The 24,135-nt window shown below is 54.2% G+C and carries 23 protein-coding genes; 21 read left to right on the top strand and 2 right to left on the bottom strand.

Annotated features, from left to right (window positions below; all coding sequences use genetic code 11):
- Positions 1-2 precede the first annotated feature (2 nt).
- The 5 genes from AC1EKS_RS01225 (at position 3) to pflA (ending at position 5,587) form a co-directional block, all read left to right on the top strand.
- A complete protein-coding gene (locus AC1EKS_RS01225) occupies positions 3-740 on the top strand; it encodes a queuosine precursor transporter (RefSeq protein ID WP_481008452.1) in 738 nt (245 codons plus the stop codon).
- Positions 712-1,965 (top strand): tRNA guanosine(34) transglycosylase Tgt, encoded by a 1,254-nt coding sequence (gene tgt / locus AC1EKS_RS01220; RefSeq protein ID WP_481010167.1) that lies wholly within the window; start codon positions 712-714, stop codon positions 1,963-1,965. The genes AC1EKS_RS01225 and tgt overlap by 29 nt, the downstream gene beginning before the upstream one ends.
- A gap of 139 nt (positions 1,966-2,104) precedes the next feature.
- Positions 2,105-4,201 (top strand): pyruvate formate lyase family protein, encoded by a 2,097-nt coding sequence (locus AC1EKS_RS01215; protein ID WP_481008450.1) that lies wholly within the window; start codon positions 2,105-2,107, stop codon positions 4,199-4,201.
- Between the two features lie 110 nt (positions 4,202-4,311).
- Positions 4,312-4,563, top strand: coding sequence for an autonomous glycyl radical cofactor GrcA2 (grcA2, locus tag AC1EKS_RS01210; protein ID WP_481008449.1), 252 nt, complete (start codon positions 4,312-4,314; stop codon positions 4,561-4,563).
- A gap of 112 nt (positions 4,564-4,675) precedes the next feature.
- Positions 4,676-5,587: a pyruvate formate-lyase-activating protein gene (gene pflA / locus AC1EKS_RS01205; protein ID WP_481008448.1), complete on the top strand. Its 912-nt coding sequence runs from the start codon at positions 4,676-4,678 to the stop codon at positions 5,585-5,587.
- Here pflA and gluQRS read toward each other — a convergent pair.
- Positions 5,547-6,563: a tRNA glutamyl-Q(34) synthetase GluQRS gene (gene gluQRS / locus AC1EKS_RS01200; RefSeq protein WP_481008447.1), complete on the bottom strand. Its 1,017-nt coding sequence runs from the start codon at positions 6,561-6,563 to the stop codon at positions 5,547-5,549. The two genes, pflA and gluQRS, sit on opposite strands and share 41 nt — an antisense overlap.
- 51 nt (positions 6,564-6,614) lie before the next feature.
- Between gluQRS and thrS the strand changes: the two genes are divergently transcribed.
- From thrS to AC1EKS_RS01120, 16 genes are all read left to right on the top strand, one after another.
- Positions 6,615-8,624 (top strand): threonine--tRNA ligase, encoded by a 2,010-nt coding sequence (gene thrS, locus AC1EKS_RS01195; RefSeq protein WP_481008446.1) that lies wholly within the window; start codon positions 6,615-6,617, stop codon positions 8,622-8,624.
- Positions 8,625-8,627: 3 nt separating this feature from the next.
- Entirely contained in the window at positions 8,628-9,191 is a 564-nt protein-coding gene (locus AC1EKS_RS01190) for an HIT family protein (RefSeq protein ID WP_481008445.1), read from the top strand.
- A gap of 3 nt (positions 9,192-9,194) precedes the next feature.
- On the top strand, positions 9,195-9,809 hold the full coding sequence (pgsA, locus tag AC1EKS_RS01185) for a phosphatidylinositol phosphate synthase (RefSeq protein WP_481008444.1): 615 nt from the start codon (positions 9,195-9,197) through the stop codon (positions 9,807-9,809).
- The gene (locus tag AC1EKS_RS01180; protein WP_481008443.1) at positions 9,810-10,760 is read left to right on the top strand and encodes a phosphatidylinositol mannoside acyltransferase; all 951 of its coding nucleotides are present in this window, start codon (positions 9,810-9,812) and stop codon (positions 10,758-10,760) included. It begins immediately after the preceding gene.
- Positions 10,757-11,878 (top strand): glycosyltransferase family 4 protein, encoded by a 1,122-nt coding sequence (locus AC1EKS_RS01175; protein WP_481008442.1) that lies wholly within the window; start codon positions 10,757-10,759, stop codon positions 11,876-11,878. The genes AC1EKS_RS01180 and AC1EKS_RS01175 overlap by 4 nt, the downstream gene beginning before the upstream one ends.
- A 97-nt stretch (positions 11,879-11,975) precedes the next feature.
- A complete protein-coding gene (locus AC1EKS_RS01170) occupies positions 11,976-13,307 on the top strand; it encodes a PrsW family intramembrane metalloprotease (protein WP_481008505.1) in 1,332 nt (443 codons plus the stop codon).
- 19 nt (positions 13,308-13,326) lie between these two features.
- Entirely contained in the window at positions 13,327-13,896 is a 570-nt protein-coding gene (locus tag AC1EKS_RS01165) for an NUDIX hydrolase (protein WP_481008441.1), read from the top strand.
- A gap of 87 nt (positions 13,897-13,983) precedes the next feature.
- Complete coding sequence (locus AC1EKS_RS01160; protein WP_481008440.1) at positions 13,984-14,745, top strand: YebC/PmpR family DNA-binding transcriptional regulator; 762 nt, start codon at positions 13,984-13,986, stop codon at positions 14,743-14,745.
- 9 nt (positions 14,746-14,754) lie between these two features.
- Positions 14,755-15,393 carry a crossover junction endodeoxyribonuclease RuvC gene (locus AC1EKS_RS01155; RefSeq protein ID WP_481008438.1) on the top strand — a complete coding sequence of 213 codons (639 nt, stop codon included), beginning with the start codon at positions 14,755-14,757 and terminating at the stop codon, positions 15,391-15,393.
- A gap of 39 nt (positions 15,394-15,432) precedes the next feature.
- Complete coding sequence (ruvA, locus tag AC1EKS_RS01150; RefSeq protein ID WP_481008437.1) at positions 15,433-16,032, top strand: Holliday junction branch migration protein RuvA; 600 nt, start codon at positions 15,433-15,435, stop codon at positions 16,030-16,032.
- Between the two features lie 9 nt (positions 16,033-16,041).
- Entirely contained in the window at positions 16,042-17,166 is a 1,125-nt protein-coding gene (gene ruvB, locus AC1EKS_RS01145; RefSeq protein WP_481008436.1) for a Holliday junction branch migration DNA helicase RuvB, read from the top strand.
- Between the two features lie 46 nt (positions 17,167-17,212).
- Entirely contained in the window at positions 17,213-17,632 is a 420-nt protein-coding gene (locus AC1EKS_RS01140; protein ID WP_481008504.1) for a preprotein translocase subunit YajC, read from the top strand.
- 42 nt (positions 17,633-17,674) lie between these two features.
- On the top strand, positions 17,675-19,558 hold the full coding sequence (secD, locus tag AC1EKS_RS01135) for a protein translocase subunit SecD (RefSeq protein WP_481008435.1): 1,884 nt from the start codon (positions 17,675-17,677) through the stop codon (positions 19,556-19,558).
- Positions 19,555-20,643: a protein translocase subunit SecF gene (gene secF, locus AC1EKS_RS01130; protein ID WP_481008434.1), complete on the top strand. Its 1,089-nt coding sequence runs from the start codon at positions 19,555-19,557 to the stop codon at positions 20,641-20,643. The genes secD and secF overlap by 4 nt, the downstream gene beginning before the upstream one ends.
- The gene (locus AC1EKS_RS01125; protein WP_481008433.1) at positions 20,640-21,179 is read left to right on the top strand and encodes an adenine phosphoribosyltransferase; all 540 of its coding nucleotides are present in this window, start codon (positions 20,640-20,642) and stop codon (positions 21,177-21,179) included. Before secF ends, AC1EKS_RS01125 begins: the two co-directional genes overlap by 4 nt.
- A gap of 84 nt (positions 21,180-21,263) precedes the next feature.
- Positions 21,264-23,570, top strand: coding sequence for a RelA/SpoT family protein (locus AC1EKS_RS01120; protein ID WP_481008432.1), 2,307 nt, complete (start codon positions 21,264-21,266; stop codon positions 23,568-23,570).
- Here the strand turns inward: AC1EKS_RS01120 and AC1EKS_RS01115 are convergent.
- Positions 23,559-24,128: a hypothetical protein gene (locus tag AC1EKS_RS01115; protein WP_481008431.1), complete on the bottom strand. Its 570-nt coding sequence runs from the start codon at positions 24,126-24,128 to the stop codon at positions 23,559-23,561. The genes AC1EKS_RS01120 and AC1EKS_RS01115 overlap by 12 nt on opposite strands.
- Between the last annotated feature and the right edge of the window lie 7 nt (positions 24,129-24,135).

Here is a 24,135-nt window from a genome sequence, read left to right as displayed (position 1 = left end):
TGGTGACAACTATGACGAAATTTGACGAATCTGCACCTCCGCAGCCCGGTGACCTCGAAAAAAGTGCTTCTGCGGCGACTAACGCCGCGATCTTTGCGCGCAGCCCGCGTGGTCTGTTTGATATTTGCGTGATCTTTTTTGTGGCATTCTTATTGATCGCCAATATTTGCGCCACTAAGGCGATTCAGCTGGGGCCGGTTGTTTTTGACGGGGGAGCTATTACTTTCCCCCTCACCTACGTCCTCGGGGACGTAATCAGTGAGGTTTGGGGACTGCGCGCTGCTAAACGCGCCATCCTGATGGGCTTCGTGATTTCCGTAATGGCCTCCCTGACATTCTGGGTAGTGGGGATGCTCCCTCCCGAAGCCTCTTACCAAAATAACGAAGCATTCCAGAGCGTCCTGGGGTTTGTTCCCCGGATCGTAATCGCTTCTATGGCCGGTTATGTGTTTGGCAACTGGCTTAACGCCTACGTATTGGTGAAAATCAAGGAGCGTTGGGGCGAGGATAATCTCTGGGTGCGCCTAGTGACCTCCACCTTGGCAGGCGAACTGGTCGATTCCATCGTGTTTTGTACTATCGCATTTGGGGGAATCATGAGTTTCTCCCAGCTGCTGATCTATATTTTCCTCGGCGGCTACCTCTATAAATGCGCGGTAGAAATCCTGTGCCTGCCCTTTACTTATCTGGTTATTTCCCGGGTAAAGAAACATGAGGGGTACGGTCTTGACCTTCACTAAAGTGGCAGGGCTGCCGGACAGAGGAGGACGAGCCGGCATTATTCACACCCCACACGGCGATATTCCTACCCCCGCCTTTATTCCGGTAGGCACCAAAGCCACGGTGAAAACGGTGCTGCCGGAAACCATGAAAGAGTTAGGAGCAGCCGCGATCCTGGCTAACGCCTATCACCTCTACCTACAGCCGGGGCCTGAGGTTATAGACCAGGCAGGAGGGGTAGCTCGCTTTATGAACTGGGATGGCCCCACTTTTACCGACTCCGGCGGTTTCCAGGTACTCTCCCTAGGTTCTGGCTATAAGAAAGTACTTTCGGGCGAGTTCACCGGCTCGGGACGGGCTGATCATACGGTGGCAGACAAGAAGGAACGGCACGCCCACGTAGATGACGAGGGGGTTACTTTCCGCTCCCACCTGGACGGTTCCCGGCATCGATTTACTCCCGAAGTGTCCATGCAGATTCAGCACCAATTGGGCGCCGATATTATGATGGCCTTCGATGAGCTCACCACTTTGCTTAACTCCCGCGAATACCAGGTGGAATCCTTGGAGCGCACTCGGCGCTGGGCCGAGCGGTGCCTAGCTGAACATGAGCGCCTCACTCAGGAACGTGCCGATAAGCCTTATCAAATGCTGTATGGGGTTATCCAAGGGGCACAATATGAAGACTTACGGCGTAAAGCTGCCCGCGACTTGTCCGGGATGGAAGTGGCAGGGCGTAGCTTTGATGGTTTTGGAATCGGGGGCGCTTTTGAGAAAGAAAACCTGGCTACTATCGTGGATTGGGTTTGCCAAGAACTCCCGGAAGATAAGCCCCGCCACCTGCTAGGACTTAGCGAACCGGACGATATTTTCGCCGGGGTAGAAGCCGGAGCAGACACTTTTGATTGCGTGAATCCCTCCCGAATAGGACGCAACGGCGGACTCTATGGGCGCTATGGGCGCTTCAACCTGACCCGCTCCGAATTTAAACGGGACTTCCAGGCCCCGGTAGCGGGCTGTAACTGTTACACCTGCCAGAACTATTCCATCGCCTACCTGCACCACCTGTTCAAAGCTAAAGAAATGTTGGGTTTTACCCTGGCGACTATTCACAATGAATACTTCACTGTGCAGCTGGTACGCGGGATTAGACAATCCATTATTGAGGGCGATTACCCGGCATATAAAGAGCGCGCCCTCGGCGACTTTTATGGGGGAGAGCCGCTGCGTTCCCACCGGGGATAGAAGCGACCTGAGTTTAATCTATGACTTAGGTTGCACTTATCTATTTAGGGGTGTGTGTACGATCTTAATTTGAGAAAATATATCTGCAACAATAAACACCCTTACTGGCGGCGATCCTGCCGGAGGAGCTGAAAAATTTATGTCTACTACCGTAGAAACGTCCGCGGCCGATGCTTGGCGAGCTTTCAACGATGGAAAATGGAATAAAGAAATCGATGTTCGCGATTTTATTCAAAAAAACTACACTCCCTACCAGGGTGATGCAGCCTTCTTAAGTGGACCGACCTCCAAAACCCAAAAACTCTGGCAAGCGCTCGAGGAAAACTATCTTTCGGTAGAACGTCAAAAACGAGTCTTTGATGTTGACACCGACACTCCGGCCGATATTGATGCTTTCGGGCCCGGTTACATCAGTGAAGAAGATGACGTAATTGTTGGATTGCAAACCGATACCCCCTTAAAGCGGGCGATGATGCCCAACGGCGGGTGGCGCATGGTAGAAACCGCGATTAAAGAAGCCGGAAAAGAAATCAATCCGGAAGTAAAAGAAATCTTTACTCGTTACCGCAAGACTCATAATGACGCGGTATTTGATATTTATACTCCCCGAATTCGGGCAGCTCGTTCCTCTCATATCATTACTGGTCTACCCGATGCCTATGGACGCGGCCGGATTATCGGTGACTATCGACGCGTCGCCCTTTACGGGGTTGACCAGCTAATTGCTTGGAAACAGGAAGATAAAGACAAAGTTGCCGACAAGCCCTTCACTGAGCACTGGGCGCGCTACCGGGAAGAACACTCCGAGCAGATCAAGGCGTTGAAGAAGCTAAAAACCATGGCTGCCAGCTACGGTTTCGATATTTCTTGCCCGGCGAAGAACGCTAAAGAGGCCGTGCAATGGACCTATTTCGGCTACTTGGCCGCAGTGAAAAGCCAAGACGGGGCCGCCATGTCTATTGGGCGCCTTTCGGCTTTCTTTGACTGCTACTTTGAGCGTGATTTCGCGGAGGGCACCCTGGATGAACAGGGCGCTCAAGAGATCATTGACGCCTTGGTGGTTAAACTGCGGATCGTGCGGTTCTTGCGTACCGAAGCCTATGACCAAATCTTTTCCGGTGACCCCTACTGGGCTACCTGGTCTGATGCGGGTTTCGGGGAGGATGGACGCACCCTCGTCACCAAGACTTCCTTCCGACTATTACAAACGTTAAATAACTTAGGGCCGGCACCCGAACCCAATATCACCATTTTTTGGTCTCCCCGTTTACCGCAAGGATATAAAGAGTTCTGCGCCAAGATTTCCATCGAAACTTCCTCCATCCAATATGAAGCGGATGATCAGATTCGCCGCCAGTGGGGAGATGACGCCGCGATTGCCTGCTGCGTTTCCCCTATGAAAGTCGGTAAACAAATGCAGTTCTTCGGCGCGCGGGTAAACGCGGCTAAAACCCTGCTTTACGCGATTAACGGCGGACGTGATGAAGTAACCGGTAAACAAATAGTTTCCGGACATGAGGGGATTGCCGGTGACGGCCCCCTGGACTTCGATGACGTTTGGGAACGTTACGAAAAAATGTTGGACTGGGTAGTGGGCACCTATGTAGAGGCCCTCAACATTATTCACTACTGCCACGACCGTTACGCCTACGAATACATGGAAATGGCTCTGCATGACAGCGCGATTGTACGCACTATGGGCTGCGGAATCGCGGGACTGTCGATTGTGGCTGACTCCCTGTCAGCTATCAAATATGCGAAGGTAACCCCGATCCGTGACGAAACCGGTTTGGTGGTGGACTACCACACCGAGGGGAACTTCCCTTGCTACGGTAATGACGATGACCGGGTAGATGACATTGCCGCCACTATCGTGCACACTGTAATGGCAAAGATCAAAGAAATAGAACTCTATCGAGATGCGATTCCTACCCAGTCTGTGCTTACTATCACCTCCAATGTGGTTTACGGTAAAGCCACCGGGGCTTTCCCCTCGGGACATGAGGCCGGAACTCCCTTCGCTCCCGGAGCCAACCCGGAAAATGGGGCGGATTCCCACGGAATGTTGGCCTCAATGCTTTCGGTTGGAAAGCTGGACTACAATGACGCTTTGGATGGTATCTCTTTGACCAACACCATCGTGCCCTCTTCACTGGGACGAACCCCAGAGGAACAAATCCAGAACCTGGTGGGGATTATGGACGCCGGTTTCATTCCCCAAGACTCTTCCTCCTGAAAACTCTCGCCTAAAACGACACCGGGCGCTTTTATGAGGCGTAGGCGCAGCCGGTTAGATCAGAATCAGAACCAGAAATAATCACGAAACAAACAAGTATAGGAGAAACCATGAGTGTTAAGACTTTTGAGGAGCGACTCGCTTCCATGAAAGCCAATCGCGAAGCCCGTGGGGGAGTTCAAGGGCTCTACCATGCGAATATCAATGTACTAAATCGAGATACTTTAGAAGATGCGATGAAAAATCCGGAAAAATACCCCCAGCTGACGGTGCGAGTTTCCGGCTATGCAGTTAACTTTGTGAAACTAACTCGGGAACAACAACTAGATGTTATCTCCCGTACCTTCCATAGCCAGCTCTAGTCATTAACTATCAGCGCAGGGCGGGTAGCTTCCTTCCGTAAGGAGATGCCCGCCTTGTCTCTGAAGAGGTTAGGTAGTTACGGATGGGTACAAATAGGGCAAGGCAGAGTTAATGGAGCTGGGTAGCGGATCCGAAAATATCGGTATCGGTGCTGATGGGATTACCGGTGAATATGCTCCTGAGCCACTAGAAGACCAGGTTCCTCGCACGCGCCGCTTCGGATTAGGGATGCTACAAGAAGCCCCTGAAATGAGCCGATCCCAGCATAACCAGGCTGTCCGCGAAGGCAAGCTAGCTTCGGTGCACTCCTGGGAACTGGTTACCGCCGTAGACGGCCCCGGTACCCGGCTGACCCTGTTTTTATCTGGCTGTCCTCTGCGCTGTCAGTACTGCCACAACCCGGATACTTTCCAGATGCGTTCTGGGCATGCAGTCACCCTCACCGATGTGTTTAAGCTGGTAAAACGTTATCGCGCTATTTTTAGGGTCACCGGAGGAGGGCTGACTATTTCCGGTGGCGAAGCCTTGATGCAGACGAACTTTGTGCGGAACCTGCTGGAGAAATGTCACCAGGAAGGTATCCATACTTGCCTAGATACCTCCGGATTCCTAGGAGCTAATTTGAGCGCTGTCGACCTAAAGAATCTGGATTTAGTGCTCTTGGATGTCAAAAGTGGAGACGAAGCCACCTACAACCAAGTGACTGGACGCGCCCTCGCCCCCACGATTACTTTCGGAGACCGTCTAGCTGAAGCCAAAGTCCCAGTGTGGGTGCGTTTCGTGTTGGTACCTGGTTTAACTGATGACCCGGAAAATGTCTCGAATGTAGCGCAGATTGCCCGGCGTTGGCCAAACCTGGAACGACTCGAGATCTTACCGTTCCATCAGATGGCTCGGGACAAATGGGAAAACCTGGGGCTGCACTACCAGCTAGAAGATACCCCGGTGCCCACTAAGGAACAGGTAGAAGCAGCAAAAAATATCATGCGCGAGCAAGGCATCCAGCAGGTGTTTTCTTCCTAAAGCACTGTCTTCCTACCGTGGGGGGCAGATAACGCCAATCTTCGCGACTCATTTTCCCCAAGTCGAAGTGGGCAAGAAATTCCTCGGACGTTTTGGCGGGCGGGAAACCCAGGGAAGTGGCCATCGTGGAAATCACCTGCGGGCTTTCGATTCCGCAGGCGCGTAGCTGCTCTAAAGTGACCGCCCCATCCCGTTTAGCTAGCCGTTCTCCTTTTTGATTCAGCACCAGGGGAACATGCACCCAGTTGGGCGGAGTAGAGCCTAATAGCTGATGCAGATAGTTCTGCCGGGCAACCGAAGAAAGCAAGTCCCGGCCGCGGCACACCTGGGAGACCCCTTGATAGGCATCATCAACTACACAAACAAAGTTATAGGAAAACACTCCGTCCGAGCGGCGGAGCACAAAATCATCAACTACCCCGGTCTGGGGCCCGTAAACCGTATCCGTGAAGGTCAAAGTTTCTTGATTGCTGCGCAGGCGAAGCGCAGGGCCGCGTCCTGTCGCCGTCAGTTCTTCCCGCTTCCGGGCGCGCTGGGTGGGGGTGAGACCCCGGCAATACCCCGGATATGCTCCCGGAGGAGTATGCGGGGCCGAGGCAATCTGCGACAGTTCCCGGCGCGAACAGTAACATTCATACACCAGGCCCGCCGCTTCCAGCTGCGCAAGCGCCTCCTCATAACGCCGGAGACAACTTGATTGCACCAAAGGTTCCCCGTCCCAATCAATCCCGAGGGCTGCTAAATCTGCCAGCTGCAGGGCGCGAAATTGCTCGCGCGAGCGGGCATCTAAATCTTCAAAACGCAGCACGAAACGCCCGTCGCCTTGCCGAGCCAGCGCCCATCCGATTAGGGCGGTGCGCAGATTCCCCAAATGCAAAGCGCCGGTAGGACTGGGCGCGTATCGACCAACGAGCGTAGAACTGCCCTCCGCTAGTAGGGTAAGTAGAAACGGCTTCATTTTAATCGCAATGAGCACCTAGGTAGAATAGCCAGGTAATAACTTAATCCGTAACTAGGAGGATCAAACGTGGCAGCAGAGGCAGCAGGGCTAATCAATGTCCAGATTGCAGGGGAAACTAAAGAGGTAGCTGCCACTTGCACCGGCCTGGATTTGTGGGGCAAAGACCGCAGCGTGGTCGCTATGCGGGTCGCGGGGGAAGCCTGGGACCTGGCGCGTACCTTGCCCGAGGGTGCGCAGGTAGAACCGATTACCGCTGATAGCCAGGCGGGACTAGAAATTATTCGCCACTCCGCTACCCACGTTCTCGCCCAAGCTGTGCAACAGGTTTACCCCGATGCCAACCTGGGAGTAGGCCCCTACATCACTGACGGTTTTTACTACGATTTTGGCAATATCGATCCGGTAACTCCCGAGTTCTTAAAAGACCTGGAAAAACGGATGAAGAAAATCGTTAAAAGTGGGCAGCGTTTTGTGCGGCGGGAAGTAAGCGACGAGGAAGCCCGCCAGGAACTCGCTGATCAGCCCTACAAACTGGAACTGATTGAAACCAAAGGTCACGGCCCGGATCAGGCCGAGGGTGCCAGCGTAGAAGTAGGGGCCGGCGGACTAACCATTTATGACAATGTTGAGCGTTCCGGCGAGTGTGCCTGGAAGGATCTTTGCCGCGGCCCGCATGTGCCGAATACTCGCTATATCGGTAACGGTTTCGCGCTGACCAAGTCGTCTGCCGCCTATTGGAAAGGCGATCAAGCAAATGATCACCTGCAGCGCATCTACGGCACCGCCTGGGCCAGCAAAGATGATCTCGTCGCCTATCAAACCCGGATTCGTGAGGCCGAGCGGCGCGACCACCGCAAACTGGGACGCGAATTGGATCTGTTCTCTTTCCCGGACGAGATTGGCTCTGGTCTGCCGGTATTCCACCCCAAAGGCGCGATAATCCGCAACGAAATGGAAGAATATTCCCGCAAGCGGCATATCGAATCCGGATATTCCTTTGTTTACAGTCCCCACATCACCAAGGCGGATCTGTTCAAAACCTCTGGTCACCTGGATTGGTATGCCGATGGTATGTATCCGCCCATGCACCTGGACGAAGAACACGACCAGGAAGGCAATATCACCAAGCAGGGGCAAGACTACTATCTGAAACCCATGAACTGCCCTATGCATAACCTGATTTATGCTTCCAAAGGCCGTTCGTATCGGGAATTGCCGCTGCGGCTTTTCGAGTTCGGCACCGTTTATCGCTACGAAAAATCCGGGGTGGTGCACGGACTAACTCGCGCTCGCGGATTCACTCAAGATGATTCCCACATTTACTGCACCCGCGAACAGATGCGCGATGAGCTTGCCAGCCTGCTAACTTTCGTCCTGGATCTGTTAAAAGATTTTGGGCTAGAGGATTTTTATCTGGAGCTGTCCACCAAGAATCCCGACAAGTTCGTAGGTGATGATGACACTTGGGAAGAAGCTACCCGCACCTTGGAAGAGGTAGCGACTGCTTCCGGACTGAAACTAGTCCCGGATCCGGGCGGGGCCGCTTTCTACGGGCCAAAAATCTCGGTACAGGCCAAAGATGCCATCGGGCGCACCTGGCAAATGTCCACTATCCAGCTGGACTTCAACCTGCCGGAACGTTTCGACCTTACCTACACTGCTGCCGATGGTTCCCATCAGCGTCCGGTGATGATTCACCGCGCCCTGTTTGGCTCGATAGAACGCTTCTTTGGGGTACTCCTGGAACACTATGCGGGCGCTTTCCCCGCCTGGCTGGCACCTGTCCAGGTGCGCTGCGTACCGGTAGCCGAGGCCTTCAACGACTATCTGTTTGAGGTAGCACACCAGCTACGCAAACAAGGAGTCCGGGTAGAGGTCGATACCTCCGATGATCGCTTCGGGAAGAAAATCCGTAACGCCTCCAAAGATAAGATTCCCTTTACCTTGATTGCCGGGGGCGAGGATGCCGAGGCGGGGGCGGTTTCCTTCCGTTACCGTGACGGCAGCCAAGAAAACGGGGTACCGATCGAGCAAGCAATCGCTAAGATCACTGCCGCAATCGCAGAACGGAAATAGCTTATGACCTCGCCGGATTCTAGCGCGCTGCCGACCGAAGATTCTCGCTGCTTCGGGGGAGTTCCCGACGCCTTCCAGCGTCTATGGACTCCCCATCGCCAGGTTTATATCTCGGGTGAGGCACGTCCGGCCACCAAGAAAAGTGAAGACTGTCCGTTTTGTGCCGCTCCCCATCGCAGCGACGAGGACGCCCTGATTGTTTACCGGGGAGAAAAAGTCTTCGCCCTCATGAACCTCTTCCCTTATAACTCCGGGCATATGTTGATCTGTCCCTACCGGCATGTATCCGAATACATTGACCTGGACGAGGACGAGCGCGCCGAATTCGGGGAAGTAACCGCGCAAGCGATTAGAACCCTCAAACAGGTGGCGAACCCTGCCGGTTTTAACTTAGGGATAAATCAAGGCGACGTTGCCGGAGCCGGAATCGCTGGCCACCTGCATCAACATATTGTTCCCCGTTGGGGAGGAGACGCCAATTTTTTCCCTCTGATTGCTCACACCAAAGCAGTGCCCCAGCTTTTGGGAGAGGCGCGCGAACAGATAGCTAACGGCTGGCAAGGATAGCTAATGCTAGGAAACCACGGACGCGGTCTAGCAAGCGCTGTTTTCACTGCTCCCGCCAAGTTACTGGCCAAAGCGGGGGTCACCCCCAATATGGTCACTGTTGCCGGGACTGTTATCAATATGGCGCTGGCTATGGGCCTGCTGGCGCGCGGATATTTAGCGCTGGGGGGAATCTTGATCGGGATAACCGCTTTTGCGGATTCCCTCGATGGGGTTTTGGCGCGACTCACCAATCAGACCAGCGAATTTGGAGCCTTCCTAGATTCTTCTCTGGACCGCCTAGCCGATGGAGCTATTTTTGGCTCTCTGCTGTACTGGGCGATCAGCGGAATGGCTCCCGGGGAAATCCGCACCGCTACTATTATCGCCGCTATTTGCGCCCTAGTAGGGGCAGCGGCAGTTCCCTATGTGCGTGCTCGCGGTGAAGCCCTGGGAGTGGTCGCCAAAGTGGGGATCGGGGAACGCACCGATCGCCTAGTAGTCGCCCTAGTAGGGGCAGGCATAACCGATCTGGGAGCGCCGGAGATCTGTTTTCCGATTGCGCTTTCCTGGGTAGCTTTCGCAAGTTTCGTGACCGTGGTACAAAGAATCCTTTACGTCAGAAAGCACCTGAAATAAGTGAAAACTGAGCTATTTTCTAGCGCTCAGCTGGCGCGGAGCGGTCTGAAGTTACTCTCCTACATTCCGCTCTGTCTAGCACAAGGGATCGGGAACCTGATCGGGGAAGTGCTTTACCAGATAGATACTTCCGGCGCGAAACAGTATCGAAAAAATCTGCGACATTTAGGGATCCCAGAAAATAAAATCGAAGAAACTGTGCGACAGGGGTTAAAAGGCTATATGCGGCTGTTTTCCGAAACCGCCTTGTTGGGGGGATTCTCTCCTTCCCAAATCCTGGCCCGCGTCCGCATCTGCGGTGATCGGGAATCCTTGCTGGAAGACTGCGCGCGCGGGAATGTTTGTTTAGCGCTCACCCATTCCGGTAACTGGGATTTGGCTGGTTACTTTGCAAATAAAGAGGTCAGACCGGTACTGACTGTGGCTGAAAAAGTAAAACCGGAAGCACTGTTCCGGGCATTTACCCAAGTGCGACAACAGGCTAATATGCGAATAATCGCGGTGGAAAAGGGCGAAAAACCATTCACTAACTTAGTTCGGGCTGCGCAGGAGGGACACTATCTGATCCCCTTGCTCGCTGACCGCGATATTACCGGCAGCGGGGTGGAAGTGACCTTGGGGAAATCAAAAGCCCTGGTAGCAGCCGGTCCCGCCGCCCTCGCCCAGAATATTAATGCTCCTCTATATTGCGGGCATATTTCCCTAGAACCACTAGGGCGCGCTCGCAGAAGAGCCGCGCGCTGCCGGTGGGGGATAGTAATTAATATTTCTGGGCCGGTAAAGCCAGCTAAAGTAGAAACTATGACTAAAGATTGGGTCAGCAGGGTCGGGGAAATGATTCTGGATTCTCCCGAGTCTTGGTTCATGCTGCAAAAATTGTTTGTAGCTGATTTAGATCCGGCTCGCTTGCAGCGGGCTCGTCAGCGCGCCCGGCAGGAGACACAGCCATGAAAATCGGAATCGTTTGTCCCTATGCCTATGACGTGCCGGGGGGAGTACAGTTCCACGTACGTGACCAGGCAGAAGAGCTCCGGCGACGCGGTCATGAAGTCTCGGTATTTGCCCCGGTAGAAACGGAATATAGTGAGGGCGGATTCGAAAATGCCGGGAAAACGTTCGCCATCCCCTACAACGGTTCCATAGCTCGCCTGGCATTCGGACCCCGAGTGGCAGCCCGCACTCGCCAATGGGTGATTAACAGCGACTTCGATATTTTGCACGTCCACGAACCGGCCACGCCCTCGGTATCGTTAATCGCCCTGCAACATGCGCGCTGTCCGGTGGTCGGCACTTTTCATGCCGCTATCGAGAAATCTTTGCTCTACACTTTGGGTAAACCGGTGGTGCAGTCGGTTAAAGAAAAACTTAGCGCGCAAATCGCAGTCTCTGAGGAGGCGCGGCGCACCTTGCTGCGCTACCAGGGCGGGGACGCTACCGTGATTCCTAACGGGGTTGACTATCGGGCTTTTGCGCAGGCAAGCCCCACTCAAAAGTGGCAGCAAAGCGAAGAATCGCCAGTGTTCTGTTTCTTGGGGCGCCTAGATGAACCCCGAAAAGGGTTAGCGATCCTGGTAGAAGCCATTCCGATGGTGTTAGAAAAATATCCGGCTGCGCGGTTCCTGATTGCCGGTCCCGGTACCGCTAGTCGAGCTCGCGCTAGCCTGGAGCCTTTTGGAAAGAGCGTAGAGTTTTTGGGGGCGCTTAGCGAAAAAGAAAAAACTTCTCTGTTTAGCTCCGCGACTGCCTATATCGCGCCGCAAACTGGGGGAGAATCCTTCGGGATCGTGCTGGTAGAAGCGATGGCGGCCAACTGCCTGGTTGTAGCTTCCTCGATTCCCGCCTTTACCGCAGTTTTGGAGCAGGGGAAGCTGGGGAAGATTTTCACTTCCGAAGACTCCCGCTCCCTCGCTAAGAGTTTGCTTTCGGTGTGCGAAGACCGCGAGGCGGCCGCCACCTTAGCTAGCCGTGGTCATCAGGGGGCGCGGCGCTATGACTGGGAGGTAGTTACCGATCAAGTCTTGCAGGTCTATCAGCGCTGTCTTAAAAGTCATGGAAGCACTGGTGATTAGTTACTCCAGTCCTGTCGCTGAGCCCAGGGAAGGCGAAAATATTATATTCCCGGCTAGAATAGACCCAGATTCGGCAAAGGAGGAATAGGTGAGCCAAATGAATCCGGGGTATCCACCAGCTAACCCCGCTCCAGCTACTGCCGGCGTCGTCTATCCTCCGGTTACCGAGCAGCTAGTGCAAGATTACAGTTTCGATGCTCTCAGTTTGCCCGCTGATCCTTTGATCCCGCATCCAGCGATTTCCCAACGGGTTTCCACGCAGCCGTTACTGGTAGATCCGGGAGCTGAAAAAGCCAGCGCCCGTTCCCGCCTACGTTCTTTCCCTTGGTTAGAGCTACTGTGTTTAATCGCGGCCGGAGGCGGACTTAGCTACTTCGCTCTTTTTATCTCCTCAGAGGAATCAATCACCACCACCATCGGGGCAGTAATCGCTGCCCTGGTACCTATGGCGATCGTGGTAATCGTGATGGTGTGGCTAGACCGCTGGGCGCCAAAACCCTGGTGGTTGCTAGTAATTGCGTTTTTGTGGGGTGCGGGGATCGCTTCGGTTTGTGCCCTGGGGTTAAATACCTTTTCCGGGAAAGCACTGCAGTCGGTAGATTTTGGCCCCACTCCCTTCCAATCATTTGGGCTGTTGGCCACCATCGTGGCTCCAATAATTGAGGAGTCCTTAAAAGGCCTTGGGGTAGTAATCATCATGTTGGCCAGGCGGCGCTCAGTAAAAAGTCCTCTCGATGGGGTGGTAATTGCCGGGATCCTAGCCGCAGGCTTTGCCTTCACTGAAAATGTGCTTTACTTTGCGCGTTTTTACGAACAACTCCCCGTGATTTTCTTTATGCGGGCGATGCTCGGCCCCTTCGGCCACACCGTTTACACTTCGATTTTTGGTCTGGCGCTGGGAATGGCGCTTACCCGGATTGCCTCGCCTAAAATGCGCATTGTTCTGCCGGTTTCCGGTTTGGTTTCTGCGATTTGTTTGCATGCCGCCTGGAACGGATTGGCCACCTATTCGGCGCTGCTCTTCGTGGTGTCATACCTGTTTTTTTGGGGGCCGATGTTCATAACCTGGTTAGTAATCAACCTGGTAGTGTCGGTACGGCAACGTAACGCCATCGAAACTGGTCTCCAAGCCTATATCGCGGCTGGCTGGATTGATGTCCGGGAAGCGCAAATGCTCTGTTCGCTTTCGGGCCGGCGCCGCGCCCGGCGTTCGGCGCGCACCATTTCTCCCGCCGCCCGCAGGGCGCTCTCTGATTTCCAACAGGCCTCCACAGTCTTGGCATTGAACTATGTGGCCAGCTCCCACCGCGGCCTTTCCGAAGGTATCCAGAAAGAAAACGAAGAAGCGGTAAAGAAATTACTGCAGGCCCGCAGGCAATTTGCTATCGCCAGCAGCGCGGTGGGTGCCTACCGAATGGGGCGCGCCTAGGGTGAGTTCTAGTTTTCGAGTGCCGCGTCCGCTCCCGAACCCTTTTCCGCCTACCGGAAAAAATCCGCTCGGACCGGACTGGCCGATCGATAATGATGGCTACCCCGGTCGCCACGCTGCGCGGGTAGTGGCGTTTGATTCCCGCGGGCGCATCCTTTTAATCAGTGGTCACGATTTTTCTGACCCCACCCATCGCTGGTGGTTTACCCCGGGGGGCGGGATAGAAGGCGGAGAAACCCGCGAACAGGCGGCTCTGCGGGAATTTAAAGAAGAAACTGGAATCACCCTTGACCGTGATCAGCTGCAAGGACCGGTACTCTACCGGGAATCTTTGCTTCGGTTCCGAAAACTTTGGGCTATCCAGGCAGAACATTATTTTTTAGTGCATTTAAACGCGAATGCGCCCCAGGCTTTTCCCGCCATGTGGACGCCCTCGGAAAAGCAACTTTTAGAGGATATCCGCTGGGTTCCCCTTACAGAACTAAAGCATTTAGCCGAGCGGGAAACTATTTATCCTAATTGCCTCCCGGAACTGGCTCAGCAGTGGGCAAGTAGTTGGGATGGTAACTGCCCCAGCGTCTATGATTAAGGCTATTTAGACGCTGAGGGCGCAAAGGCGCTAAAATCGGGCTTGTATTTTGAAATGCAATTGCGCGAGCGGAATTAAGGAGAGCGAATGTCGGGTCACTCAAAGTGGGCTACCACCAAGCATAAGAAAGCGGCTATCGACGCTAAGCGGGGCAAACTATTTGCTCGTTTGATTAAAAATATCGAGGTAGCAGCTCGTACCGGTGGCGGCGATCCCGCGGGAAACCCCACTCTATTTGACGCGATCCAAAAAGCGAAGAAGAACTCGGTACCGGCCGATAACATCAAACGCGCAGTAGCGCGCGGCTCCGGCGCTGAAGCTGGCGGCGCAGACTGGCAGACTATCTCCTACGAAGGCTATGGCCCGGGCGGGGTAGCGATGCTGGTAGAGTGCCTGACCGATAACAAGAACCGGGCGGCCGCCGATGTGCGGACTGCTTTTAGTAAAAACGGCGGCAACTTGGCCGATCCCGGTTCCGTGTCCTACCTGTTCAACCGGGTGGGGGCGATTGAAGTAGCTAAGGGCGAGGGCGTCGACGAGGACACCATTTTAATGGCAGTCCTGGATGCGGGAGCCGAAGAAGTAGAGGAAGGCGCAGAAGCCTTCACCGTTATTTGCGATCCCACGAACCTAGTTGAGGTGCGCACCGCCTTGCAAGAGGCCGGCATTGACTACGACTCGGCAGAATCCCAGTGGAAAGCCACCACCGAAGCAGAGCTAGATCTGGCTAAATATCGTCAGGTTATGCGGCTAATTGATGCTTTAGAAGATAGTGACGACGTGCAAGATGTGTTCACTAATCTCTCGGTGAGCCGCGAGGTACAGGCCCAATACGAGGAAGAAGAATAGGCAATATCTTTGCGGATTATCGGAATTGACCCCGGTCTTACCCGCTGCGGAATTGGAATTATCGATATGGATTCCCAGCGGCGCGCCCAGCTGGTGCATGTCGAGGTTGCCCGCTCTCCGCAGAATATGGCCTCTCATTTTCGCCTAGACAAAATTCGCCGGCGAATAGCAGCCGCTATCGAGGAACACCAACCGGAAGTTATGTCCATTGAGCGGGTGTTCGCCCAAGATAACGTGCAATCGGTTACCTCCACCATGTGGGTGATGGGGGTAGCGATGAGCGAGGCCGCCGCTCACCAGCTACCGTTAGCTATCCACACCCCCTCAGAAGTTAAAGCTGCCGTCACCGGCTCCGGGGTCGCGGGTAAAGCCCAAGTGCAGCATATGGTGCAGCGAATTTTACGGATGGAAAAAGTGGTGCGACCCGCTGATGCTGCCGATGCCTTAGCGATCGCGATTTGTCATGGTTGGCGGCGCGATGGTTTGCAGGGGGCGAGCCGGGATGGCACCGTGAATGTTTCCCTCTCTGGCAAAATATCTTCGCGGGGGAATCTGACTGCTGCCCAAAAATTATGGGCTCAGGCGCAGGCAACAAGTCGGCGCACCGGCGCAGTTGATCCCCGGCTTAGGCGAAATAAGGGCAAGTAGGATAGCGTTTATAACCAGTAGCCAGCTAGCGGAGATTATATGATTACGCATTTATCGGGAACCATCGAAGAAGTCAGACTAGATAAAGCCACTATTGATGTGGCGGGCGTGGGCTACACTTTTTTCGCCACCCCGGCTACTTTGTCGACTCTAGCTGCGGGCGAGCAAGCCAAAATCTTAACTCACCTAGTGGTGCGGGAAGATGCTTGGTTACTTTTCGGGTTTGCCGGACCCGATGAACGCGATATTTTCTCTACCCTGATTACGGTGTCGGGAATCGGACCCAAACTGGCCTTAGCCGCCCTGGCGGTTTTTAGTCCCGATGAGCTGCGGGCAGCGGTTTCCCAAGGTGATCTAGCGGCTCTTACTCAAATTCCGGGGGTAGGCAAGAAATCGGCGCAACGAATCCTGGTAGAAATCGGAGATAAACTAGGCGAACCTACTCAGGTGGGAACTACTCCCACTGGCGGGATAAGCAGCGCTGGCAGGGAAGAAGTTTGCCACGCCCTCGAACAACTAGGGTGGAGAACTCCGCTGGCACAAAAGGCGGTTAACGAGGCCGCCGAAGCTAACCCGCAGGCAGGGGTTCCCGAACTTTTGCGTGCGGCCTTACAATTGTTAGGCAAGCATCACGCATAGGGGAGCGCAGTGGAAGAAACAAACGAGTGGGCGATTAGCTCTCCGGTAGGGCCGGGGGCAGACGAAGTTGAGCGGGCCGCCGAAGCGGCGCTGCGCCCTAAAGACCTGGATTCTTTCGTAGGGCAAGAAAAGATTCGCCGCCAGTTGGATCTGGTGCTCAAAGCTGCGCTTGGTCGCGGTACCACCCCTGATCACGTGCTTTTAGCTGGTCCTCCGGGTTTGGGGAAAACCACTTTGGCGATGATTATCGCCCACGAAACTGGAACTTCGCTGCGGCTAACTTCCGGGCCGGCGATTCAACACGCCGGGGATTTAGCGGCAATACTTTCTGCCCTACAAGAGGGCGACGTCCTATTTATCGATGAGATTCACCGCTTGGCACGCACTGCAGAAGAAATGCTTTACCTGGCGATGGAAGATTTTCGGGTAGACGTGGTCGTTGGTAAAGGTCCGGGGGCGACCTCAATTCCCCTGACTCTGCCGCCGTTCACAGTCGTGGGGGCAACTACCCGTTCCGGGCTTCTGCCAGCACCTTTGCGTGATCGTTTCGGCTTTACCGCCCACCTAGACTATTACAGTTCCACCGAATTACAGCAGGTACTTACCCGTTCGGCGCGGCTAATGGAAGCCGAACTAGATCCCCAGGCAGCCGCCGAGATGGCGGCGCGTTCGCGAGGTACCCCCCGGATAGCTAACCGCTTGCTGCGCCGGGTTATCGACTATGCCCAGGTACATGGGGACGGCACGCTTTCCTTGAAAGCTGCCAAAGCCGCCCTCGACCTGTTTGAAGTAGATCCGGCCGGACTGGATCGCTTGGACCGCTCGGTTTTGCAAGCGCTGTGTGAGCGCTTTGCCGGCGGTCCGGTAGGGCTGACTACTTTGGCGGTATCGGTGGGAGAGGAACCAGAAACCGTAGAAACCGTATCCGAGCCTTACCTAGTGCGAGAGGGATTTATCGCCCGCACTCCCCGGGGGCGTATCGCTACCCCTAATGCCTTTGCTCATTTGGGCTTGACCCCGCCACGGGCAGGTAGCGAAGCCTCGCTTTTTGACTTCAGTGACAGCGAATCAGGGGGCAACTGGTCACAAAACGCCCCCCAAACGGCTCCTAAAGATGAAACAGACGTCCTTTAACGCTTAGAATCATTACGGTTAAGAATTTTAGATTGGAAGGTTGACAATGGGTAGTGGGTTGCTTTTAGCGATTATCGCCGCGTTCTTAGTGATGATGGTTTTTTCTTCACGCAATGCCAAGAAGAAGCAGGCAGAGCAGCGCGACAAACTTGCAAATGATATGGTGCCAGGCGCCTGGGTAATGACCACCTCTGGTTTTTATGGACGCTACGTAGAAACCGATGGTGACGTAATCGTATTGGAAACTTCCGATGGCACCGAAACCCTGTGGACTTCTCGGGCTATCGTTAGCGTCGGAAACCCGCCTTTTGCTCCCGATGCTGATGCGGACCATGTTGACGGCACCGGCGAGGAAAAAGACGAAGAGGTTAAGGATTTAGCGGACGATTCTAAGGAAGAAGAAAACTCAGGTGACGAGGCCAAAGATTCTTCTTCCGAGGAAACCGATCCGGACGCAAAGAACTAATAGGCGAAGAAATATTCACCGTATTTAACGGAAAGAACAACATTGGCGAATAAAAAATATCATGCTGGGCGCACCCTGGCGGTTTTCCTGGTACTTGTGTTGGCTTTAGCTGGAACTTTGCTAGTGGGAGTGCTAACTAAAAAAGCGAAGCCTACCCCTTCTTTAGCTTTGGATTTAGAGGGCGGCACCCAGCTGATCCTCACTCCGAAAGCAAATGCCGCTTCCGGCGCGAAGCGCGCGGTGACGGCGGAAGACATTACGCAGGCGATTGAGGTTATTCGTCAGCGGGTTGATGCCTCCGGCGTTTCGGAAGCCGAGATTACCTCCCAGGGGAACTCCAATATCTTGGTTTCTCTGCCAGGTAACCCTTCGAAAGAAACTTTGGATTTGGTGCGCCAGTCTGCCGAGTTGTATTTCCGGGCAGTGCTGCGATCTGCCCCGGGGGTTCCGCAAGCGGTGATAGCTCAGCAGGCAGAGCAACAACAAGCGGGGAAGAAACAAGCCCCGAAGGCTAATCTCGACCCGCAGGCTTTCGCCAAGCAAATGGCGGATTTAGATCATGACGGCAAAATCAGCGATCAGCTGCGCAGTCAACCGAAAGATAACTCGGATGATGCTTGGATAACCGAAAAAGTCCTGGAAGAGTTCTACGCCAAAGACTGTCAACAAAAGAGTTCTCGGGAGGGTGGCTCCTCCGGCGATATTAAGAAACCGCTAGTAGCCTGCTCTAGCGAAGGTCACGAAAAATATATTCTTTCGCCGGCCGAGGTATCAGGTGCCCGAATTACCTCTGCAGAATCGGGGATGGGAACAGGTGCATCTGGGCAGTCCACCGGACAGTGGATCGTGACCCTGTCTTTTGATAAGCAGGGGGCTTCTAAATTCGCGGATATCACCACCCGGATGATGAAGTACCGCAAACAACCGGTTGCGGGAGAAAATGGCTTACCGCCAGGGCAAAATAACGATAAGAACCGGTTCGCGATCGTACTTGATGGCCTGGTGGTTTCCGCGCCGGGAGTAAATAACGCGATCACTAACGGTAAAGCGGAAATTTCTGGGTCTTTCACCCGGTCTTCTTCCACCGCTCTGGCTAACCAGTTGAAGTTTGGTTCGCTGCCGCTCAACTTCGATGTGCAATCCGAACAGCAGGTGTCGGCGACTTTGGGTGCTGACCAGCTACGATACGGAGTTATCGCCGGTATTATCGGTTTGATTCTGGTGGTGTTCTACCTGATTTGGCAATACCGCGGCCTAGCGATAGTAGCAGTTGGCTCCCTGGTGAGTGCAGGCGTACTCCTCTACCTGACCTTGACTTTGTTGTCATGGTCGATGGGTTACCGCCTGTCCCTAGCCGGGATCGCGGGCGTGATCGTGTCTATCGGTACCACCGCCGACTCTTTCATTATTTATTTTGAGAGGATACGCGACGAGGTACGTGACGGCAAAGCCCTATCCAGCGCGGTTGCCGTAGGCTGGGATCGGGCAAAACGCACTATCGTTACCTCCGACTTGGTAAACGTGCTCGCTGCCTGCGTGCTCTACTTCTTGGCCGTGGGCGGGGTACAAGGCTTCGCCTTCACCTTGGGTATTACCACTCTGATTGACTTGGCGCTAATCTTCATCTTTACCCACCCGATGATGGTGTGGCTCTTGCGCTTTAAGTTCTTCGGTGAGGGGCACAAACTTTCCGGCCTCGATCCGGAGCATTTGGGAGCCCAACGCGGTACTTACCGCTACGTAGGCGCGGGTAAGGTGCGCAAGATTCGCTCCGTCTATAAACCCAAACCTCAACAGGACGCAGAAAAACCGGGTGAGGGTAAAGCCAGTGGGAAGGACGCGGCCAGTGGGGATTCCAGCGAGGATGATGCCCCCGCAGATGACCTGGCGTCAGTATCCAGTACGGACCAGGAGGAAAACAAGTGAGTTTCGCAAGTTGGGGTAATGCCCTTTATTCTGGTCGCAAATCCTACAAGTTTATTGATAACCGCAAATACCTGCTGATCGCGGGCGTCGCATTAATGCTAATCTCGGTGATTGCGATGTCAGCACTGGGCTTGGAACGCTCTATTGACTTCAAGGGCGGTACCGAGTTTACGATTTCTTCAGTTACCGGGCGCGACCAGGCGCCGGCCCAAAAGGTAGTAAATGCTAATCCGAAGCTCAAGGGTTCTTCGGTAAACTCGGTCGGCGCTTCCTCGGTTCGGGTACAGTCAGTTTCTCTGGACACCACGGCTAAACGTCAGGTGGTTACGGATTTGGCTAAAGCCTATAAGGTGCCAGAAGCCAAAGTCGCGGCGACCACTATCGGCCCGTCTTGGGGCGCTGACGTAACCTTTAAAGCACTGCAGTCTCTAGTGATTTTCTTTGTGCTAGTGGCGTTGATGCTGTGGGCGTACTTTAAAACCTGGACGATGGCGTTTTCGGCGCTGTTCGCGCTCTGCCATGACGTGCTAATAACTGGTCTAGTGTTGGCACTGACCCGGGTAGAGATTTCTCCCGCCACCATTATCGGGGTACTCACCATTTTGGGTTACTCCCTCTACGACACGGTGGTGGTATTCGATAAGGTACGCGAACTGTCGGTCGACTTCGAGCAGCAAACCCGCTCTACTTACGGCGAGATCGTTAACCTGGCAATCAACCAGACCCTGGTGCGCTCAATCAACACTTCAGTAGTGGCGCTGCTTCCGGTTACCTCGATCCTGCTGATTTCCTGGATCACTCTGGGGGGCGGCACCCTGCGCGATATTTCGCTCGCCCTATTTGTGGGTATGATCGCCGGTACTTTGTCCTCCATTCTGATTGCGCCTTCTATGCTGATGCTGTTGCGTTCTCGCAGCGAAAAGATTTCCAGCCACACCCAAAAGGTACTGGACAAGCGTGCGGGTGGGATCGACCCGGAAGACGCAAAGACTCCCGAGCTTAGCCGGGTTGCCCATCCCTTGAAAGCTGGGCATCACCAGGGACAACAGGCACAACCTAAACGCACCCCCAGGAGTAAGCGATGATAAACCCCAAACTCGCCCCCCTAGGGAAAATAATCCGCGACAATCTGCGCGACGTACCAGATTTTCCGCAAAGCGGGGTTCTCTTTAGAGATATTTCTCCGCTACTGGCCAATGGGGAAGCCTTTTCCCAGTTGGTGAAAGGTCTGGCTGATTTTTATCGTGGTCGGGTCGATTTGGTAGCCGGCCTGGAGTCGCGGGGCTTCTTGATAGCGGCTCCGGTAGCGGTAGAACTGGGGCTGGGTACCTTGATGATCCGCAAAGCCGGCAAACTTCCCGGTCCGGTGATCGGAATCGATTACGGACTCGAGTACGGCAAATCCCGCATGGAACTGCAGCCGGATTCCATTGCCGAGGGGGCGCGGGTTTTAGTACTCGATGATGTGCTGGCCACCGGAGGCACTGTAAATGCTTCGGCCGCGCTGATCAAACGTGCGGGGGCAATAGTGGAATCCGTATGCGTGTTGATGGAGCTGGAAGAGCTAGATGGCCGCGACCATATTGGCGATCTAGAATGTGAAGCCCTGACTCTGATCTAGCCTATTTGCGCACGACTTTTGTTCCTCGGGTCGTTCCTATCTGGAAACTTGGGGAAATGACTCGTGGGTCACTAAACTAGATGCATGAGTTCTATCACTCCCGATGAGGGCGCCAACGCGGTTCCGTCCTCGCGGGTGCGTGCGTCTTTGGCCTGGTTAACTGGGCGTTCGAAGAACATTGATCCCCATATTCAAGCCCTGGTGCGGGCGGTACGCGCGAATCACCCTAAAGCCGATATTTCCCTAATCGAACGCGCCTATCAGACGGCGTCGCGCTGCCATGAAGGACAGTTTCGCAAATCCGGAGAGCCCTATATTACCCATCCGGTAGCGGTGGCTACCATCCTGGCGGAAATCGGGATGACCAGCACTACTTTGGCGGCGGCGCTGCTCCATGACACGGTTGAAGACACCGACTATACCCTGGAGCAGCTGACAGCAGATTTTGGAGAGGAAATCGCGCTACTAGTTGATGGGGTAACCAAGCTAGACAAAGTTACCTACGGGCAGGCAGCACAATCTGCGACCGTGCGCAAAATGATTATCGCTATGTCCCGCGATATCAGGGTGTTGGTGATAAAGCTGGGGGACCGCCTCCATAATGCGCGCACCTGGAAATATGTTTCCCCCAAATCGGCGCGAAATAAGGCACGCGAGACCCTAGAGATTTTTGCTCCCCTAGCGCACCGCCTGGGGATGAACACCATTAAATGGGAGCTAGAGGACCTAGCTTTCAAGACGCTCTATCCGGATCTTTATGAAGAAATTGATAACCTAGTGCATGAACGCGCCCCGGAGCGCGAGAAATATTTGCGGGAAGTGATCGACAAGATCAGAGAAGATCTGCGGGTAAATAAGATCGCGGGACAAGTTACTGGCCGCCCTAAACATCATTATTCCATCTATCAAAAGATGATCGTGCGCGGACGCGACTTTGATGATATTTACGATCTGGTTGGGGTAAGGGTACTGGTAGAAACAGTGCGAGACTGTTACGCCGTTTTGGGGGAAATGCATGCGCGTTGGAACCCGATTCCTGGGCGTTTCAAAGACTATATTGCGATGCCTAAGTTTAACCTTTATCAGTCGCTACACACTACGGTGGTAGGGCCAGGCGGCAAACCGGTAGAAATCCAGATTCGTACCTATGAAATGCATCGCCGCGCCGAATATGGCATCGCTGCTCACTGGCGTTACAAAGAAGACCCGAACGCGAAGTCTGCGGGTGAAAATAAAACCGCATTGGCAGATGGCGGCGAAATGGGATGGCTGCGTCAACTGGTGGATTGGCAAAAGGAAACCCAAGATCCCGGCGAATTTTTGGATTCGCTGCGCTATGAAATGTCGGGTTCCCGGGTGTATGTGTTTACCCCGGCGGGGGAAGTTAAAGACTTGCCCGCGGGAGCAACCCCAGTGGACTTTGCCTATGCGGTGCATACCGAGGTAGGCAACCGCACGGTGGGGGCGAAGGTCGGTGGCAAACTGGTTCCCTTGGACACCAAATTGGAAAATGGGGACAGCGTTGAGGTACTAACTTCTCGCTCGCCTAACTCCGGTCCCTCTCAAGATTGGCTAAAGTTTGTGGCTAGTCCCCGGGCGCGCAACAAGATCAAAGCCTGGTTCTCTAAAGAACGTCGCGAAGAAGCTATCGAGGCCGGACAGGGTCTTATTTCGAGCTATATGCGCAAGCAAAATCTACCCTTGCAGCGCCTGATGAGTCATGACACCATGACGGCTCTAGCTTCCGGGATGGGATATGCCGACATTTCCGCCCTCTACGCGGCCGTGGGTGGCCACCATGTTTCGGCAGCGAATGTAGTTGAAAAATTGATGGAAAGTGCGGGGGGAGAAGAGGGCGCTGAGGAGACCCTTTCCGAGGCGGTCCTCCCCGAGCAAGCCGATGTGCGGCCTAGTGCTGGTAATGAAGGTACCGGCATTCAGGTGGAAGGGATGAAACAGGGGGAAATCTGGACGAAGATCGCCCGCTGCTGTAACCCCCTGCCGGGCGATAAAATTGTCGGTTTTGTTACCCGGGGTCACGGGGTTTCGGTCCATCGAGAGGAATGTTCAAACGCGCAAAACTTGATGGCTCATCCCGAGCGGGTAGTACAGGTTTCTTGGGCGGACCATCCGACTGCGAAGTTCCAGGTGGAAATTGAGATTCAGGCGCTGGATCGCGAGGGCTTGATTAATGACGTTACCCAAGTGTTAGCAGATTATCGCGCTAATATTTTGGCGGCATCCATGAATACTTCTTCGGATCGGGTAGCTACTTCCCGCTACACCTTTGAGGTGGCAGATTCTCGTTATTTGCATGCTATTTTGAATGATATTCACAAGATTCCCGGGGTGTTTTTGGCTAAACGCACCACCAGTACTTTACGAAAGTAATCTACCGGTCAAAGCGATTAGACGCGCTCGATCCCAAGTGTTTTTTCCGGGCAGCTGCGGGTATTGGTCACAATAGCGCAGAGCAGCTGCGGGACTGAGAAGTTTTATCTGCCCCAGGCTTATAAAGTCATTACTGTTTTTGCTTCCGCTCGTGGTTTCTGGGGTAGATAGGAAGGTAGGGATGTCTCTAACAGAATCTAGGGGGAGGATTCCCTGTTTTTGCAGGCGCCGACGAGAGGGAGCATCTAGCTGAATCCAATAGCGAGAATCGGCGGCGCGGCGGGGGCGGTGCAGGCTTGCGATATACACCGTCTCTGGTGGGGAGGAATTTCCGGCCCAAACCCACGCCGCGGAGTGAGCAGCTAGGAAACACCCTGCAGGTAGCAGCGGAGCTAAAAACAGGGCTCGTCCATAAATGGAAGCTAAAGTTACTGGTTCGGCCAGCAAGTCGGCAAAACCACCATTCACATGAATAAATCGACTACCGCATAGCAGGGATAAACGTGCCGCTCCCTGTAGCAGCTGATTTCCCAGGGCGTCCACTAGGATCGCTTCCATAGGTTTC

This window comes from Varibaculum sp. C0165D1 (assembly GCF_056590355.1).
The sequence above is the reverse complement of the archived record's forward strand: the minus strand, read 5'-3'. Positions and strand labels throughout refer to the sequence as shown.

Coding starts and splice junctions, on each gene's coding strand:
- tgt (WP_481010167.1), top strand. CDS start 712: ATGAGGGGTACGGTCTTGACCTTCACTAAAGTGGCAGGGCTGCCGGAC.
- AC1EKS_RS01215 (WP_481008450.1), top strand. CDS start 2,105: ATGTCTACTACCGTAGAAACGTCCGCGGCCGATGCTTGGCGAGCTTTC.
- grcA2 (WP_481008449.1), top strand. CDS start 4,312: ATGAGTGTTAAGACTTTTGAGGAGCGACTCGCTTCCATGAAAGCCAAT.
- pflA (WP_481008448.1), top strand. CDS start 4,676: ATGGAGCTGGGTAGCGGATCCGAAAATATCGGTATCGGTGCTGATGGG.
- AC1EKS_RS01190 (WP_481008445.1), top strand. CDS start 8,628: ATGACCTCGCCGGATTCTAGCGCGCTGCCGACCGAAGATTCTCGCTGC.
- pgsA (WP_481008444.1), top strand. CDS start 9,195: ATGCTAGGAAACCACGGACGCGGTCTAGCAAGCGCTGTTTTCACTGCT.
- AC1EKS_RS01175 (WP_481008442.1), top strand. CDS start 10,757: ATGAAAATCGGAATCGTTTGTCCCTATGCCTATGACGTGCCGGGGGGA.
- AC1EKS_RS01170 (WP_481008505.1), top strand. CDS start 11,976: ATGAATCCGGGGTATCCACCAGCTAACCCCGCTCCAGCTACTGCCGGC.
- AC1EKS_RS01160 (WP_481008440.1), top strand. CDS start 13,984: ATGTCGGGTCACTCAAAGTGGGCTACCACCAAGCATAAGAAAGCGGCT.
- ruvA (WP_481008437.1), top strand. CDS start 15,433: ATGATTACGCATTTATCGGGAACCATCGAAGAAGTCAGACTAGATAAA.
- AC1EKS_RS01140 (WP_481008504.1), top strand. CDS start 17,213: ATGGGTAGTGGGTTGCTTTTAGCGATTATCGCCGCGTTCTTAGTGATG.
- AC1EKS_RS01125 (WP_481008433.1), top strand. CDS start 20,640: ATGATAAACCCCAAACTCGCCCCCCTAGGGAAAATAATCCGCGACAAT.
- AC1EKS_RS01120 (WP_481008432.1), top strand. CDS start 21,264: ATGAGTTCTATCACTCCCGATGAGGGCGCCAACGCGGTTCCGTCCTCG.
- AC1EKS_RS01115 (WP_481008431.1), bottom strand. CDS start 24,128: ATGGAAGCGATCCTAGTGGACGCCCTGGGAAATCAGCTGCTACAGGGA.